The 15,818-nt window shown below is 68.8% G+C and carries 15 protein-coding genes; 9 read left to right on the top strand and 6 right to left on the bottom strand.

What is annotated here, in order from left to right; genetic code table 11:
* Positions 1–183 precede the first annotated feature (183 nt).
* Positions 184–813: a TetR family transcriptional regulator gene (locus tag AS97_RS09830; protein ID WP_059147476.1), complete on the bottom strand. Its 630-nt coding sequence runs from the start codon at positions 811–813 to the stop codon at positions 184–186.
* A 122-nt stretch (positions 814–935) separates the two neighbouring features.
* Here AS97_RS09830 and AS97_RS09825 point away from each other — a divergent pair, with 122 nt between their 5' ends.
* The 3 genes from AS97_RS09825 (at position 936) to AS97_RS09815 (ending at position 3,018) form a co-directional block, all read left to right on the top strand.
* Positions 936–1,928: an aldo/keto reductase gene (locus AS97_RS09825; protein ID WP_125758148.1), complete on the top strand. Its 993-nt coding sequence runs from the start codon at positions 936–938 to the stop codon at positions 1,926–1,928.
* A 334-nt stretch (positions 1,929–2,262) separates the two neighbouring features.
* The gene (locus AS97_RS09820; RefSeq protein ID WP_338069226.1) at positions 2,263–2,469 is read left to right on the top strand and encodes a helix-turn-helix domain-containing protein; all 207 of its coding nucleotides are present in this window, start codon (positions 2,263–2,265) and stop codon (positions 2,467–2,469) included.
* Positions 2,470–2,544: 75 nt separating this feature from the next.
* Complete coding sequence (locus AS97_RS09815) at positions 2,545–3,018, top strand: hypothetical protein (protein WP_059147478.1); 474 nt, start codon at positions 2,545–2,547, stop codon at positions 3,016–3,018.
* A gap of 100 nt (positions 3,019–3,118) precedes the next feature.
* Here the strand turns inward: AS97_RS09815 and AS97_RS48525 are convergent, their stop codons facing one another.
* Positions 3,119–3,247, bottom strand: a complete 129-nt coding sequence (locus tag AS97_RS48525) for a hypothetical protein (RefSeq protein WP_282615679.1) — start codon at positions 3,245–3,247, stop codon at positions 3,119–3,121.
* A 37-nt stretch (positions 3,248–3,284) separates the two neighbouring features.
* On the opposite strand from AS97_RS48525, the gene AS97_RS09810 reads away from it, so the two are divergent.
* Positions 3,285–5,621, top strand: coding sequence for a tetratricopeptide repeat protein (locus tag AS97_RS09810; RefSeq protein ID WP_247204305.1), 2,337 nt, complete (start codon positions 3,285–3,287; stop codon positions 5,619–5,621).
* Positions 5,622–5,744: 123 nt separating this feature from the next.
* Complete coding sequence (locus AS97_RS09805; protein ID WP_247204304.1) at positions 5,745–6,200, top strand: recombinase family protein; 456 nt, start codon at positions 5,745–5,747, stop codon at positions 6,198–6,200.
* Between the two features lie 432 nt (positions 6,201–6,632).
* Here AS97_RS09805 and AS97_RS09800 read toward each other — a convergent pair whose 3' ends face one another.
* Genes AS97_RS09800 through AS97_RS09790 form a run of 3 tightly spaced genes read right to left on the bottom strand, consistent with a single transcriptional unit; the run spans position 6,633 to position 10,675 of the window.
* Positions 6,633–8,060, bottom strand: a complete 1,428-nt coding sequence (locus AS97_RS09800) for a hypothetical protein (protein WP_059147479.1) — start codon at positions 8,058–8,060, stop codon at positions 6,633–6,635.
* A gap of 45 nt (positions 8,061–8,105) precedes the next feature.
* Positions 8,106–9,509, bottom strand: a complete 1,404-nt coding sequence (locus tag AS97_RS09795) for a C69 family dipeptidase (RefSeq protein WP_210564719.1) — start codon at positions 9,507–9,509, stop codon at positions 8,106–8,108.
* On the bottom strand, positions 9,506–10,675 hold the full coding sequence (locus AS97_RS09790; protein ID WP_210564718.1) for a glycerate kinase: 1,170 nt from the start codon (positions 10,673–10,675) through the stop codon (positions 9,506–9,508). Before AS97_RS09790 ends, AS97_RS09795 begins: the two co-directional genes overlap by 4 nt.
* Positions 10,676–10,791: 116 nt before the next feature.
* Here AS97_RS09790 and AS97_RS09785 point away from each other — a divergent pair, with 116 nt between their 5' ends.
* From AS97_RS09785 to nthA, 4 genes are all read left to right on the top strand, one after another.
* Positions 10,792–11,442, top strand: a complete 651-nt coding sequence (locus tag AS97_RS09785; RefSeq protein ID WP_059147482.1) for a GntR family transcriptional regulator — start codon at positions 10,792–10,794, stop codon at positions 11,440–11,442.
* 60 nt (positions 11,443–11,502) lie between these two features.
* Positions 11,503–12,069, top strand: a complete 567-nt coding sequence (locus AS97_RS09780) for a PLP-dependent transferase (RefSeq protein WP_210564717.1) — start codon at positions 11,503–11,505, stop codon at positions 12,067–12,069.
* Positions 12,070–12,184: 115 nt separating this feature from the next.
* Entirely contained in the window at positions 12,185–13,657 is a 1,473-nt protein-coding gene (locus AS97_RS09775) for an ABC transporter substrate-binding protein (protein ID WP_059147484.1), read from the top strand.
* An 83-nt stretch (positions 13,658–13,740) separates the two neighbouring features.
* On the top strand, positions 13,741–14,370 hold the full coding sequence (gene nthA, locus AS97_RS09770) for a nitrile hydratase subunit alpha (RefSeq protein WP_247204303.1): 630 nt from the start codon (positions 13,741–13,743) through the stop codon (positions 14,368–14,370).
* Between the two features lie 500 nt (positions 14,371–14,870).
* Here the strand turns inward: nthA and AS97_RS48520 are convergent, their stop codons facing one another.
* On the bottom strand, positions 14,871–15,806 hold the full coding sequence (locus AS97_RS48520; protein ID WP_210564716.1) for a M56 family metallopeptidase: 936 nt from the start codon (positions 15,804–15,806) through the stop codon (positions 14,871–14,873).
* Between the last annotated feature and the right edge of the window lie 12 nt (positions 15,807–15,818).

The raw sequence follows: 15,818 nt of genomic DNA, 5'->3' as shown, positions 1-15,818 counted from the left end.
GGCGGCCGTTGACGAGGGCTGCTACCGCCAATCCGGATGGCCACGGCCATCACCGACCGCCTGGCCGGCCGCGGGCTCGACGTCATCACTCCCGCGCCAGCGGACCGCGCGTTCGTCCACCAGGTCACCTTCAACGGACACACCCGGAGGTGTGCGTCAAACCAAACGGTTTGGGCGTTGTTCTCAGTCCGAGCGAGGGAACATGCGCTCGACGGCGGCCACCAGTGCGGCGCGGCGGGCGGCGATGGTGGGGTCCACGGCCTGGTCTGCGGCAGCGGCGGCGATTTCGGGCTGACCTGCCCAGGTCATGGCGATCTGGTTGATCAGGGCGAGGACGTCGACCGGGTCCCAGGCCGGGTCGAGCAGCCCGATGCGCTGTGCGTCGCGGAGTTGGTCGAGCTTGCCGGCGATCGTGGCCTGGAGGGCGCTGGTGGTGTTGTCTGCGGGCTCGGCCAGCTCCAGGCGGCCCCACATGATCAGGCGGTAGTGGTCCGGACGTGCCGTGAAGTGGTCGAAGAGGATGCCGGCATAACCGGGCAGGTCGGCCGGGTCCAGCTGAGTGGCCTCGATGAGTGCGGTCGTCTCGCGTTCGGCGACGTGCGCGTAAAGGGCTTCCTTGCTGCGGAAGTAGGCGTAGACACGTTCCTTGCTCGTCCTGGCCTGTTTGGCGATGCGGTCCACGCGGGCGCCGGCGATCCCGTGCCGGGCGAACTCCTCCTTGGCTGCGGCGACGATCCGCTGACGCGTGGAGTCGGCGGACTCGCCCGCGATGGCGGCGTCCGGGGTCTGGCCAGGGTTGGTGGAGCGAGGCATGAGTCCAGGATAGGCGACCGAACCGTTCGGTTTTGCGTTGCACTCCAGACGGGCGTAGGTTCACACCGAACAGTTTGGTTTGGTCAGCTACGGGCTGCCGACATGACACGAGGAGCGATCTCATGCAGTACCGCACCCTGGGACAGCAGGGACTGCGCGTCTCCGCGCTCGGACTGGGCATGATGGGGATGTCCCTGGCCTACGGCCCCTCGAACGACGAGGACGGCATCTCCACCATCCGCCGCGCCCACGAACTCGGAGTCGACTTCTTCGACACCGCCGAGGTGTACGGCCAGGGCACCGGCAGCAACGAGACGCTGCTCGGCAGCGCAGTCAAGGACTTCCGCGACGAGGTCATCCTGGCCACCAAGTTCGGCTTCGACATGACCAGCAAGACGCCGGGGAGCGGCGTCAACAGCCGCCCGGAGAACATCCGCAAGGTCGCCGAGAACAGCCTGCGCTACCTCCAGACCGACCGCATCGACCTCTTCTACCAGCACATCTCCGACCCCGACGTACCGGCCGAGGAGGTCGCCGGCACTGTCGGTGACCTGATCGCCGAGGGCAAGGTGCAGTACTTCGGCCTGAGTAACGTCGGCCCGCAGTACATCCGCCGCGCCCACGCCGTCACCCCGGTCACAGCCCTTCAGTACGAGTACTCGGTCTTCGAACGCGAAGTAGAGGACGAGATCCTGCCGGTCCTGCGAGAGTTGGGGATCGGCCTGGTACCGTACTCGCCGCTCGGCCGCGGCTTCCTCTCCGGCGTGGTCAAGCCCGCTGACGAGTACCCCGAGGGCGACATGCGCCGCTGGGACGAGCGCTGGCAGGGCGAGAACTACGCCTACAACCTGAACGCCGCCGAGCGGCTCCGAAAGCTTGCCGCCACCAAGGGCAGCACCCCCGCCCAGCTTGCCCTGGCCTGGCTGCTCGCCCAGGGCGAGGACGTCATCCCGATCCCGGGCACCCGCAGCGCCACACGTCTGGAGGAGAACGTCGGCGCCACCGACGTAGAACTCACCGAGGCCGACCTGGCCCGTATCCGGGAGGTCCTCCCCCAGGGCTCCGCAGGCAGCCGCTACCCGGCCTCGATCATGGCTGGCTACCGCACCGACTGACAGCCCGTACACCAAGTTCGGCGGTCCCGGGCATGCGGCGGCGAGCAGCGGCGGCATGTCCTCCCGGGCGGGGCTGTGACCGGGGTCTGTGCCCACGTGCGCACCGGCCACGGCGCGCCCTGCTCCTCCTGATCAACCTCGAGGTCAACCGCTGACGGACGATCCGGCGGGGTGCAGGGGTGCAGGGGTGCAGGGGTGCAGGGGTGCGACAGGCAGGGCTTCCCAGAATGCGGGCGGCAAAAAACCACTTCTGCGGATTGGCCTGCCTGTCTTGTCTGTTGCCCCGGCCCGTGCGATAGCCCCGACCCCCGCCGAGCGCGAGCGGCTGAAGAGGATGGCCTACGGTCCAAAGACCGAGCACCGGCTGCGTATGCGGGCTCAGGTGGTCCTGCACGCGGCGCGTGGGCGCTCCAACGCGCGCATCGCCCGTGAGACCGGATTACACCTGGACACCGTGCGGACCTGGCGGAACCGATTCGCCGCGCTGGGACTCACGGCCGCTCTCTTGACGGAACCAGGGACAATGGCAGTGCGTGTCTGATGGAGTGATGTACTGACGGCACTGGTGTGGTGCGTGCCCCAGTTCCGGACTGATCTCTCAGGGGGAAGGGCGAGGATGCTGTCGGAGGCAATGACCGCGCTGGCTGCGGCGGGAGGCACCGCGGTGGTGCAGGCCGCAGGTACCGACGCATGGACAGAGATGCGCCAGCAGGTGGCCCGTTGGTTCGGCCGGGGCAATCCGCAGCGCGAGCACGCCGAGCTGGAGCGCCTCGATCAGACCGCGGGCGAGTTGGAGGCGGTTCGGCCGACCGAGGTGGAGCGGGTGCGTATTCGTCATGAGGCGGCGTGGCAGGGGCGGATCGAGGCCCTGCTGGAAAGTCTGGAGGACGTCGAGCGAGCCCGGGTCGTGGATGAGCTGCGCACCCTGCAGGCCCAACAGACCTCCCACCGCAGCGTGTCGGCGGGCCAGAGTGGACTTGCCGTGGGCGGAAACGTGGACATCCGGGCCGACCGCAGGTCCGCCGCCGCTGTGACCATGGGGAATGTGACCCTGGGAGACCCTTCCCAGCCGGGCGCGCACCAGGACTGAGCGCACCCGGTACCGCCTCGGCCGCGCCGACTTACGACATCAGCCGCGTCTTCGCCGACCACGGCAGCGTCGCCGTCGGCTACGCCGGGCAAGTCCATCATCACGCCTCCTCGTCCCGCACCCCGGCCGCCTGGCCGCACCTGGTCGGCGGGATCCCGTCTCGTGCCTCGTCCTTCCAGCGCCGGGACGAGGTCGACCAGTTGCGGGCGGCGTCCGGCAGCGGGGGCACGGCAGCGCTCGGCCAGGTACTGGTGGGGACCGGCGGAGTGGGCAAGACCCAGCTGGCCGCCGAATACGCCCGCACCGCCCTGGACAGCGGCGAGGTCGACGTGCTGGTGTGGATCAGCGCGAGCAGCCGCCAGGCCATCATCGCCGGATACGCGCAGGCCGGCATCGAGGTGCTCGCGGAGGACCCCAGCGCCCCCGAGCAGACCGCGCGGGCGTTCCTGTCCTGGCTGGAGCCCAAGGCCGGACAGCAGCCGTGCCGGTGGCTGGTCGTACTGGACGACGTCGCAGATCCTGCCGATCTGCGCGGCGATCGTCCTGATAAGCCCGGCTGGTGGCCTCCCGCCAGCCCGCACGGCCGTGTCCTGGTCACCACGCGCCGCCGCGAGACCGCCCTGACCGGAGCAGGCCGATGCCTGATCCCGGTGGGCTTGTTCACCCCGAAGAAAGCCGCCGGGTACCTCACCGCCGTACTCGCCGAGCGCCATCGCCACGGGCCAACCGACCAGATCAACGGCCTCGCCGCGGACCTGGGACACCTGCCCCTCGCTCTGGCCCAAGCCGCCGCCTACATCATCGACGCCGACATCTCCTGCGCCGATTACCGCCGGCTGCTGGCGGATCAGCGCAGGAAGCTCGCCGACCTGCTGCCCGAGCCCAGTGCGCTGCCTCCCGACCAGGCCACCACCGTCGCGGCCACCTGGTCACTGTCCATCGAACGCGCCGACCGGCTGCGCACCGCCGGCCTCGCTCAGCCCATGCTCCAGCTCGCCGCGATGCTCGACCCCAACGGCATCCCGGAAACCGTTCTGACCAGCGATGCCGCCCTGGCCCACCTCACCACCCACCGCACCCCCGGCGAGCGGGAACCCGACCCGGTCACCGCCGAGGACGCCATCAAAGCCCTGCGGGCCCTGCACCATCTCAACCTGATCGACCACACCCCCGGCACTCCCCACCAGACCGTCCGCATCCATCAGCTCATCCAACGCGCCACCCGCGACAACCTCCCTTCCGACCAGCGCGGCCGAGCCGCGCGCGCCGCCGCGAACGCCCTCATCGACGCCTGGCCCGACATCGAACGCGACACCGCCCTCGCCCAGGCCCTGCGCGCCAACACCGACGCCCTCACCCGCCACGCCGAAGACGCCGTGTACCAGGACGGCGGCGTGCACCTCGCGCTCTTCCGGAGCGGCCGGAGCCTCGGTCATTCCGGCCAGGCCGCGGCGGCCCGCGACCACTTCCAGCACCTGGCCACCGAGACAAGAAACCGCCTCGGCCCCCAGCACCTCGCCACTCTGAACGCACGGGACCACCTTGCTCACTGGCGGGCAGAGGCAGGGGATCCGGCCGGAGCCGTCGCCGACTTCGCCGAGTTGCTCGGCGAAGTCGAACAGGTTCTCGGTCCGGACCACCTTTACACCCTGACCATCCGCGGCAGCCTCGCCACGCTGCGGGGCAAGGTGGGTGATCCCGCCGAAGCCGCCACCGCCCTGGCCACGCTGCTCGACGACTTCGAAAGGGTCGTGGGTCCGGACAACCCTCACACCCTGACCACCCGGGGCCTCCTCGCCCGTTCCTGGGGAGAGGCGGGGAACGCGGCCAAAGCCGCCGCCGCCTTGGCCGAACTGGAGGTGGACATCCGGCGGATCCTGGGCCCGGACCATCCGGAGACCTTGACTGTCCGGAACAATCTCGCGGTCTGGCGGGGAAAGGCGGGGGACGCGGCCGGAGCCGCGACCGCACTCGCCGAACTGCTCGGCGACCGGCTGCGGATCCTGGGCCCGGATCATCCGGACGTCCTGGACACCCGACAGGACCTCTTCTCCTGGCTGGCGGCGGCGGGGGACGCGACGGGATCCGTAAAGGTATTCGCCGAACTGCTCATGGAGCGGCTGCGGATCCTGGGCCCAGACCCCGCAGACCTCGCCCTGCACGGCACTCTCGCCTCGTGGCTTGGGGAGACGGGGCACGAGGCCACAGCCGCAGCGGCATTCACCGCGCAGCTGGAGCACACGCGGCGCGTACTGGGCCCGGACCACCCTCACACCCTCGCCGCACACAGCAATCTCGCCCGGTGGCGGGGCCAGGCGGGCGACGTGGACGGAGCCGTGGCGGCACTCGCCGAGCTGCTGAAGCATCTGCTGCGCGTGCTGGGCCCGGACCACCCCCACACCCTCGCCACACGCGGCAATCTCGCCCAGTGGCGCGGACGGGCGGGCGATGCGGTCGGAGCCGCGGCGGCATTCGCCGACTTGCTGGAGCACACGCGGCGCGTGCTGGGCCCGGACCATCCCCACACACTCACCGCCCAGCGCAGCCTCTCCCACTGGAGGGGGCGGGCGGAGGGCGCCAGCGTTCATCAACCGACCGATTGATGAGCAAGATCGGTTAACGGGGGTTCGCGGCCGGACCGGCGCCGGATCATGCTCGTAAGACGGTGTCAGAAAGTCTGCATGCACGAGAACTTGAGCAGTACCCTCGTCTGAACGATCTCGCGGGTGCAGACACCTTCCGATGACGACACCGCCGATCTCCTCACCCCTGTCCCCGCCATACGGACCGGCGCCCTCGTGGGGTACGCCCGCTTATCGACGAAGGGACAGTTGCTCGACCGGCAGATCCACGCACTCACCGAAGCGGGCTGCATCCGGATCTTCGCCGACAAGAAGTCCGGCAAGAACGCCGACGAGGATCTGTGGAAGGCGCTCGACTATCTCCGCGAAGGAGTAGACACCCTCGTTGTCCCGTCCCTGGACCGGCTCGGTCGCTCGATCCAGGACCTCATCGCGATCGTCTCCGGCCTGCGCAAGCGCGGCGTCGGCTTCACCTCGCTACACGAGGCGCTCGACACCACCACGCCGGGCGGGCGCCTGGTGTTCCACGTTTTCGCCGCGCCGGCGGAGTTCATCCGCGAACTCATCGTGCAGGGCACCAACGGGGGCCTGGACGCCTGAAGGGTATCTTTATTGCCGTACGGTGGTTGACCTGGGGCTTTGTGATCGCCCGAGTATGGGCGTGATCAGTGATCGTGGGTCTGCGACTGCTCTGCCTGATCTTCTGCCGACTGCTGGGCTGCCTCCTCTTGTTGGGCCGGTCGGCCGCCGCGAAGAACGCCGAGATCCTTGCCCTTCGGCATGAGGCCGCTGTACTGCGTCGGCAGGTCGAGCGGCCATGGCTTTCATGGGCTGACCGTGCCGTGCTCTCCGCTCTCGCCCAGTACCCGCCACCTGCCTTACGCCGCCATCGGCTGGTTACCCCGGGCACCCTGCTGACCTGGCACCGCCGTCTGATGCGCTGGAAATGGCGACAGGCACCGGCCAGGCCAGGCCCGGCCGGCCGCCGTTGCGCTCGCATTTCAGTGAGCATGGATGGTCCTGCACCCGGTGTCAGTTCCCTGAGGCCGCTGTGGACGGGATTCGGTCGGCGGCGGCGTGGGCGGGTGTGTAGAAGCGTCCCTTCGTCGTCTTGGTGAGGATGACGTGGACGATGGGTCCGAGGAACATCGAGATGAACGACGCGTACGCCACCGGGTAGAGGCCGAGGATGCCGAGGGCGCCGACGAACACGGCGAGGCCGAGGGAGAGCAGGCCGCAGGGGTTCCACTCCCGCACGTCGTCCTCGCGGAATTCGATGCCCTCGGCTCGGCCGAGCTTGAGCCAGCGTCGGCAGATGAAGTAGTCGGCGAGGATGATGAGCACCCAGGTGTTGGTGAGGACACCGGTGACGGCCAGGAACGTGCCGAGGTGGTTGATGACGTTCGTGGCGTAGAAGATGACGCCGAACAGCCACACTCCGAACATCCACCAGGGGCGTCCGGGACGGAACCCCGCGACGACGTCGAAGCCGCTGGACAAGGTGATGGAACCGCCGTACAGGTTCATGACGTTGATGCGGATCTGGGTGATGACGACGAAGACGACGCCGAGCAGCCCCATCAGGTGGACGAAGACGAATCCGGGGTCCTGTGCCTTCGCCTCGCCGAAGGAGCCGACGAGAGACGCACCGAGCATGGCGCCGAGGAAGATGATGACGAACATGGGGATGAGTTCGAGCAGCATGATGGTCGCTGTGCCGCGGTAGCGGATCTTGGTGCTGGCGAAGCGTCCGTAGTCGGTGGCCATCAGCCCCTGGAAGATCATCTGCCCGTTGGCGAAGCTCATCGCGGTCCACAGCGCGGCTCCACCGCCGGTCGCGGTGGAGTTCCACTGACTGAGGCCGGCGACCTCGTGGTGGGAGCCAAGGGAGATCAGTGCCCAGGCAAGCAGCCCGACGAAGATCGGGAAGCCCCATTTCTGAAGCGTCGACATGGCGTACATGCCGCGCCAGACGAAGCCGATCGTGAGGAGACCGATGAGGGCGAAGATCCCGATGCCGGCGAGGGAGTCGATGGGGATGTGGAAGTAGTAGGCGATCGCGTGGGAGACGATCGTCCCCTCGAAGAGGAAGTAGTAGACGAAGTTGACCGCGTAGATGAACGAGGTCAGTGCGGCTCCTCGGCTTCCGAAGCCGAGACCGCGGGATATCAGGCTCTGGGAGAGACCTTCGCGGCTGGCCATCCGCATGGTCAGGGAGCCGATGAGGATGGCGCCGATGAAGAAGTAGCTGATCGGCAGCAGCATCGCCGGCCAGCCCACGAGGAAGGTCTGCTGGGCGCCGAAGGAGAAGAAGAACATGGCGGTGGCGTTGCCCAGCAGCACGAGGCTGATGGCGGGGATCGGCCAGCGCTTGTTGTCGGGAACGCGATCGACGGCGAAGCTCTCGATCTGGTCGTCGATGGAGGCTTCGGGGCCGCGGAAGGACTCTCTGATGGACATGGGTGGTTCTCCCAGTGGTGCGGGCGGTGTTTCGGCGGAGCGCAGTCAGGCGGTCGGTGCGGCCCAACGGCTGTCGAGGGCGATGGTGGGATCGGTGCCGAACTCATGGGCGAGCGCGGTGGCCGTGGCGCGGGCTTCGTCCAGACAGGTGCGGGCGAACGCAGCCTGGGCTTCCGGGCCGTCGGCGGGGGAGGGGAGTGTCTTTTCCCACCGTGCTTCGAGGTCGTCGAAGGAGACGCGCAGACGCTCGGCACGGGCGGCGAAGCTCCGTGCCTGGGGATCTTTCGCGGCGTCGAGCAGGTGGTGCCACTGCCACCAGACCGCGAGCGGGTCGTGCGAGGGCTGACGATGATCACGGGGGTCCGATGAGAGCCCGGGGACGGGCTGGGTCAGCCCCTCGGGCAGGTTCTCGATGTCCAGCGGGATAGGAAGGTAGACACCCGTACAGGGGGTGACGGGGCACCACCAGAGGGTGAGGGGGCCGGGTTCGTCGTGCAGTTCGACGATCAGTGAGGCCGCGGTGTTGCCCCAGGTGAAACCGGACGGGTGCTCGTGCATGCAGAGTGTGTGGAAGTCCGGGCGCGCGGCGTCGAAGGAGGGACCGCCGAGGAAGGTGTCCTCCAGATGATCGCGCAGGACGCCCTTCATGGCGTGCAGGCCGACTCCTGTGACCGCCTCGTCGGTGAGGAGCTGGTGGGAGCGGCGGCGACGAATGCGCGACACCTGTAGCGGCGTGCCCGGGTCGGTGAAGGCGTCCGCCACGTCCAGCGGCTGGGTGGACGGCCAGCCCACCCGTGTCGCCGCTGTGCGCAGACCGGAACTGGTGAGGTCCGCGTCCGTGCGGATGGACAGCTCGTTGCTGAACGACGCGACACCGCTGGTGATGCGGCGGGCCGCCCAGTCGCGTCCGATCGTCTCCAGTACCCAGGCTTCCCGCGGATCGGCGATGACGAAGGCGTTGTCGTAGGAGCCTTCGGCGTGGGGTGTGCCGACCATGGCCGAGCCCCACTGACCGTAGCGCTCCAGCAGGTCCGTGATGATGTCCAGCGCTTCTCGTGCGGTGCTGCCGCGTTCCAGCCCGAGGCGGACGAGTTCCATGCCGAGGATGCCCGGCTCCTGCGGGTCGCCTGCCTTCTCCCTCGCGACGGCGTCCGCCCAGACGCGGCTGAAGACGGCCTCGTTGCCGATGGCCACGCGGTGCTCGTTCACGCCCATTTCGTATCCCCAGCACCAGAAGGGGCTCGAGCCGATATGTGCGTAGGCGGGTGCGTCCTCGATGGTGAGATAGGCGAGGCGCAGGGGACCGCCCGCGGGCCGGGCCGGGTACCGGCGCAGCGGCTGGGCCTCCCCGGCGGGGCGGTCGCTGTTCTTGCCGAAGAGGACCGCTCGGCGGCGGGTGGAGTCGGGGAGCGCGACGATGGTGTCGCAGCTCCAGGGGCGAGTCGTCACGTGCGGGCTCCATTGCTGTGGGCGGTCCTGAGTCCCAGGTGGGTTTGGATGAGGGCGCGAGTGGCCTGCCCCACCAGGCGGCAGGTCAGCTCGGGGTCGTTGGCGCAGGCGGGATCGATGCGGTCGAGCGCGATGGTGTCCGCGAAGAGCGTCCCCTTGTCCGCCGTGGCAGGCAGGCGGTCGCTTCCTACGATCGCGACGGTCTTCACCCCGAATGTCCGGGCGAGCCGGGCGATGCTCACGGGGGCCTTGCCCCGCAGGCTCTGCGGATCGAGGCAGCCCTCGCCGGTGATGACGAGGTCCGCCCCCCGGATCTCGTTCCCCGCTCCCAGTAGATCGAGGAACACCTCCGAGCCGGAACGCAGGTGTCCGCCGAGCAGGAGCCCGGCCCATGCGAGGCCGCCCGCGGCCCCGGAGCCCGGCCGCCGGGCCGCCCCCCGGTTGCCGAAGGCGCTCTCCAGAATGTCCGCCGCATGTGCCAGCCCGGCGGAGAGCCGGCGGATCATGTCGTCGTCCGCGCCCTTCTGCCGGGCGAACATCTCGGCCGAGCCGTCGGATCCCACCATGGGCGTGTCGACGTCACACGCCAGAACCAGCCGGGCGTTCCGCAGGCCGGGATGGAGACCCGTGGTACGGACGGTCGCGAGCTCGAGCAGTGCGGCACCGCCCGGCACCAGCCGGTTCGCCTGTGCGTCATGCAGTTCGGCGCCGAGCGCGCACAGCAGGCCGGTACCACCGTCGGTGGCGGCAGTGCCACCGAGCGCGAGGGTGATCTCCTCGACCCCGTCGTCCAGGAGGGCGGCTACGACCTGGCCGACGCCGTACGTCGTGGCCGTGGCCGCCTCGGACGGGTCGGGGCGCCGCGCACCGAGGCCGCAGACGGACGCCACCTCGACGATCGCCCGGCCGCCGAGCCTGGCGACAGGCGCCTGCACATGTGCGCCCCAGGAGTCGGACGCCGGCACCGAGACGGCTCTCCAGCCTGCGGACAGCGCGGCCGCCACGCTGCCGTCGCCGCCGTCGGCGACGGGCAGCCGCGACACGGCCGCAGCGGGGGCCTGCTCCGCGATCACTGCCGCCATGACCTCGACGAGACGCTGGGCCGACACGGTTCCTTTGAACTTATCCGGGGCGAGGACGACGCGCCGGACGGCGTCTACCTGCATAGAGACGCTCCTCCCGAAAATTGTTCGTCAAGTTATCTCACCCATTTGTCGGCTTGTCTAGCGCTCAGCGGATACTCTGTGAACCCCGGCTCTCACCCACGACGCGAAGGACGCGCATGCCGATCGAGCTCGTAACCCAGTCCGTCGGCGACGCCCTCGTGACGTCACTGCGTGAGCGGATACTCGCGGACGAGATCAGCGTCGGCATGGCGGTGACGGAGGCATCGGTCGCCGCGGAGTACAAGGTCGCAAGGCAGACCGCGAAGGGCGCGATCGAGCGGCTGGTCGGCGAAGGCTTGCTGGAACGCACCGCGCACAAGAGCGCCCGCGTTCCGATGCTCGATGAGGCGCGCGTACGGGACCTGTACTTCGCCCGCGGGGTGATAGAAGTGCGGGCCTACGAACTGCTGGCCGACGAGCGGCTGCTGCCCCCGGAAGCCTTGACGGCTCATGAGGCGTTCGGCGAGTGTGCGAAAGGTTCGAACGTGGCGGCCCTCGTACAAGCGGATGTCGCCTTCCACCGGGCGCTGATCGACGGCCTGGAGAGCGACCGCATCTCCCGCGGGCACAGCGTGATCATGAATGAAATCCGGCTCTGTCTCGCCCAAGTGCAGAACGCGCACCTCCTCGCCCCAGCAGAGATCGCCGAAGAACACCAGACGATCATCACAGCCATTCGCGACGGCGACGTCCCCAAAGCTGGCGAAGTGGGCCTGGAGCACCTCAAGCACGCTGAGAGGAACTTGCTGGAACACCTGCGCAAATGACCTCCCCCTGGAGGGGCCTCCTGGCCCGGCCACGAGGCGGCCGCAGGCTCGCATACCGCAGTGGCCCAGGTTCACCACCCGGGGCTGCCCGGCGATCCGGGCCACATGATGGCGGCCCGTCAGATGAACGGGTTCGGCGCGGTTCTGAGCTTCGAATTCGCGGACGCGGACGCGGCCGTTGCCGACGCCGCCTGCGACGCGGTGCGGGTCATCGCGTTGGACACCGGTCTCGGCGGTGTGGAGTCCACGATCGAGCGCGGGACGGAGCATCCCGGTCAGGAACACGTAGCGCCGGGGCTCCCGCGGCTCAGCGTGGGCTGCGAACACATCGAGGATCTGTGGCAGGACCTGCTGCGGGCCTCGTGGTCGCCCGTACGGGACGTCTGGTGGCCGCGGCCGACGCGCCGAGTGAGGGGCGACGAGCGGGGTGCGAACTTCACCGAACGGCAGCCCGTCGTCCGGGCCGCGTTCGACGAGCTCGAGCGGCGATGGGCGGCAGAGCTTCCGCAGATACGGAGGAGGCGCTGCGCCGGCGTCGTGACCATGGGGACGCCGCGATGGCGGAAACCATGGCCGCCTTTACCGACGCCTGTGCCCGCCAGGCAGCGCAGGCCGCCACCAGCCTGATCGCTGAGTCCGGCGGCTGACGGAGGGGGCGGTCTGAAGTCTTGACAGGGCACCCGGCCGCCCGCATGCTATCTGAAATCTCAGGCGACTTGAGATCTCAGGAGAGCGAGGCACCGTGGATCGCCCGGAGACCGCCCATATCCGCAGCAACGGCCAGCTGACCTTGCCGATCCAGGTCCGGCGCGCGTCCGAGCTCCAGGAAGGCGACGTCGTCGAAGTCGTACCGCAGAGCGACGGGACGATCCTGCTGCGGCCCATCGCCGTCCTGGACCGGCAGCAGGCGGACCAGATGTTCCGGCGCGGACACGGGCCCGCGGCGGAGCCGGCCGAGGACGATATGCGTGACCGGGTCCGTGGCCTGCTCCGCCGCCGCCAGCTCCCGGTCACCACCGGGCGCAAGCTTGACGGGCTGGTCGAGCGCTATCAGCGTGGCGATCTGACCCGCAAGGCGTTCATCGCCGAGGCGATCATGCTCGGCCTGCCGGCTGTGTCTATCGCGTCCCTGTTCGCGGGCACAGACCAGGCGGATGCCGAGCCCAGCGCGCCTCGGGCGCAGTACACGGAACCGGCCGTGGACGGTGCGCGGGACGGCGTCGTGCGCATCGCCGAGGCATTCCACTCCCTGCTGTACCTGCCGCTCTACATCGCTCACGATGTCGGCTTCTTCGAGGATGAGGGACTGACCGTCGAGATCACCAAGGCGGGCGGCGGTACCGAGGCATGGTCGGCAGTGGAGAGCGGCCTCGCGGACTATTCCGTGCACGACCCGGTGTTCACGATGCGAGCACACGAGCAGGGCGTCGGGGACGCGGTCGTCGTGGGAACGCTCTGCAACGGGCAGGCCATTCTGGCACTGGCACGCGACGAGTCCATCCAGGCGACCGAGGACCCCCGGACCTTCATCACCGAAACGATCAACGGACGGACCGTCTGCACGCAACCACAGCCGGATTCACAATGGTCCCTGTTGCGATTCCTGAAGTTCCTCTACGAAGCCGATCCGGCACAGGCACCTCGAGTGTTGCAGGTTCCGATCGGGACCGAGCCGGAACCGGTACTCGCCGGGAAAGCCGACCTGTGCCTCGCGTTTCCTCCGCAGGCGGACATCGCGGTCTCCGCCGGACTGCATGAGATATTCGACTTCTCCCGGTTCTTCGGGCCCTACCTGCTTTCCGCGCTCGCCACTCGCCGTGCAGTCATCCAGGCCGATCCCGAACGGCACGGAGCCGTGGTCACCGCACTGGAAAAGGCATGCCAATACGCCCACGCGTTTCCGGATGAGGCAGTGCATGTGGCACAGCGGGAGTTTCCCGACCTCGACGCCGAGGTGATAGACCGGGCAACCCGGCGCTGCCTCCAGCGCAACTTCCTGCCCCGCCACACCGCCGTGGACGGGGAGGCATGGCAGGAAAACGGTGTGCTCAACAAGTTCGTGGGCACCATCGGAGAGTACCGGGCCATGACCGAACTGGTCGACAACGAAGCTGCGCTGCGAGCCTACCGGCTTCTCGGCAACCTCCAGATGGTGTGGCGCGAACCGCGTTCGATCACGCGGGTCACGGCTGTTGGCGCGTCACACCTTCCGTAGTCCGGCATCGCCGGATCCCATCTCCACGACAGAAGGCTCAGTGTGGGAATCGTCGTGGCAGTCGATATCCAGGGAAGTGAACGATGATGGAAGAAATGGCCCGTAGCGACGGCTGCACGGAACCGCCGCCGTACGCGGCACTGCGTATCAAAGCCATCCAGTCTCTTCTCGTGGAGAAGGGTCTGATCGTGCAGCAGGCTCTCGACGAGATCGTGGACATCTACGAAAACCGTATCGGCCCAAAGAATGGGGCCGCCGTCATCGCCCGGGCCTGGGATGATCCGGAGTTCAAGGCACGGCTTCTCGAAGACGGCACCGGGACGCTCGCTGACCTCGGCATGACGGGATTCGAGGGCGCCCATGTAATGTTCGTCGAAAACACTGATCAGGTGCACAACGTCGTGGTATGCACCTTGTGCTCGTGCTACCCCTGGGCAGCTCTCGGCCTGCCGCCGGCCTGGTTCAAGGCGCTCCAATACCGATCCCGTGTGGTTTTCGAACCGCGCAAGGTGCTCGAGGAGTTCGGCACCGAGGTCCCGCCCGAGAAAGAGATTCGCGTGTGGGATAGCACGTCCGAGATTCGTTACGTTGTCATCCCGCAACGCCCTGCTGGAACCGACACTCTTTCGGTCCAGCAGCTCACGGAGTTGGTCAATCGCGACTCCATGATCGGCACGCGTCTCGCTACGTCCAGTGAGGGGGCTGCGGCCTGAATGGAATTCATGACGTCGGAGGCAAGCTGTCTCGACCGAGCCTGACAAGCCGGTGTTTCGCGGTCAGTGGGGGCGCGACGTATTCAGCGTAATCGGCCTTTACTTCGCCAGCGGCCACTTCGCGTAGAGGGGCCCTTTGCCGTGCGCCATGGCGTCAGGGAAGGCGAAAAGCCATGACGCCTCTGAACGATCCCGCTACGGCCTTTGACGTACTGCGGAAGCCGGGTGTGCCGGCCACCCGGATGGGGAGCCTACGCCACGGCCAAGAGCGGTGTGTGCGCAGCGCTCAACGCGGTCATCGCCTCCGGAGTCGACCCATGCGCCGACGGCCTCGCCTCCCGCATCGAGGCCGGTGCCGGGGACGGCAGGTTGCGGACCGACGCCACATCCGACCATGTCCTACTCCTCATGGGTGGCATCGCCGATGCCGTGCAGCACGGCATAGGAGAGTTAGCCGGGACGCCGGAACGCTCCGCGGACTGGGAGACCCCCATCTTGCTCTACCGGGCACCAACGGTTTCCAGCAGGAGGTGGAGGTCGTGGGCGGCTTCGGCGGTGGACAGGACCGCGGCGGCGAGGAGCGTGGCTGTCGTGGCGGCGAGGAGGGGGTGGCGGCCGAAGGGGGGAGCGAGGAGGGCCGCGACGCGGCGGGGCACGGGTCCGGCGGCGGTGAGTGGGGTGCGGCGGCCGAGGATGGCCAGCGCGGCGCCCGGGGTGCGGGCGGGGGTGCGGTGGGCGGCGAGGGCGGCCTTGCCGACGGTGCGGGCGACCCGCTCGCGGTCGCCGGTGGCGGTGGCCGCCATCTCGTCGGCCCACCGTTCGATGGTGTACGTCACGGCCGTGGCGAGGGGGCGTAGCAGGGGGTTGGCGGCGGCGCCGAGCTGGGCCAGGGCGACGAAGGCGTAATGGTGAGCCGCCAGGTGGGCGCGTTCGTGCGCGAGCAGGATGTGGCGCTCGGTCTCGTCCAGGGTGTGGAGCATGCCGGTGGAGACGACGACGCGGCCGGGCAGGCCGGGGATCGCGAAGGCGTTGGGGGCTTCGTCCTCGATCACGACCAGGCCGTCTTCGGCGGGCATGCAGGCCGCTTCCAGGGCGGCGGTGGCCAGGGTGCGGGCGCGCCGCCAGAGCATGCGGGCGGCCATGAGGACGGCGGCGCCGAGCAGCAGTCCGGCGATCAGGGCGACGGACAGTTCGGCGGGGTCGCTGCGCTGCGCGGTGTGGGCCGACCAGTGGCCGAGGTCGGCCAGCTGGGGGAAGCGGATCAGCCCGGTGATGGTCAGCAGCCCCAGTGAGATGGTGGTTGCCGTGCCCAGTACGAGGGCCGAGGCGGTGAGCAGCCAGGTCGCCAGGCGGGGTTCGCATCGCTCCGCCAGGGGTCGTGCTCCGTGGGGAGCGAGCAGGGAGAGCAGCAGCGGGATGTAGACGGCGATGCGCATCTGGGCGGCCTC

Source organism: Streptomyces sp. AgN23 (genome assembly GCF_001598115.1).
GTDB classification, from domain to species: Bacteria; Actinomycetota; Actinomycetes; order Streptomycetales; family Streptomycetaceae; genus Streptomyces; species Streptomyces antimycoticus.
The sequence above is the reverse complement of the archived record's forward strand: the minus strand, read 5'-3'. Positions and strand labels throughout refer to the sequence as shown.

Bases quoted from the DNA above. Each gene is read 5' to 3' on its own strand.
- AS97_RS09830 (WP_059147476.1), bottom strand. From the start codon at position 813: ATGCCTCGCTCCACCAACCCTGGCCAGACCCCGGACGCCGCCATCGCG.
- AS97_RS09820 (WP_338069226.1), top strand. From the start codon at position 2,263: ATGGCCTACGGTCCAAAGACCGAGCACCGGCTGCGTATGCGGGCTCAG.
- AS97_RS09790 (WP_210564718.1), bottom strand. From the start codon at position 10,675: ATGCAGGTAGACGCCGTCCGGCGCGTCGTCCTCGCCCCGGATAAGTTC.
- nthA (WP_247204303.1), top strand. From the start codon at position 13,741: ATGATGGAAGAAATGGCCCGTAGCGACGGCTGCACGGAACCGCCGCCG.
- AS97_RS09800 (WP_059147479.1), bottom strand. From the start codon at position 8,060: ATGTCCATCAGAGAGTCCTTCCGCGGCCCCGAAGCCTCCATCGACGAC.
- AS97_RS09825 (WP_125758148.1), top strand. From the start codon at position 936: ATGCAGTACCGCACCCTGGGACAGCAGGGACTGCGCGTCTCCGCGCTC.
- AS97_RS09785 (WP_059147482.1), top strand. From the start codon at position 10,792: ATGCCGATCGAGCTCGTAACCCAGTCCGTCGGCGACGCCCTCGTGACG.
- AS97_RS09815 (WP_059147478.1), top strand. From the start codon at position 2,545: ATGCTGTCGGAGGCAATGACCGCGCTGGCTGCGGCGGGAGGCACCGCG.
- AS97_RS48520 (WP_210564716.1), bottom strand. From the start codon at position 15,806: ATGCGCATCGCCGTCTACATCCCGCTGCTGCTCTCCCTGCTCGCTCCC.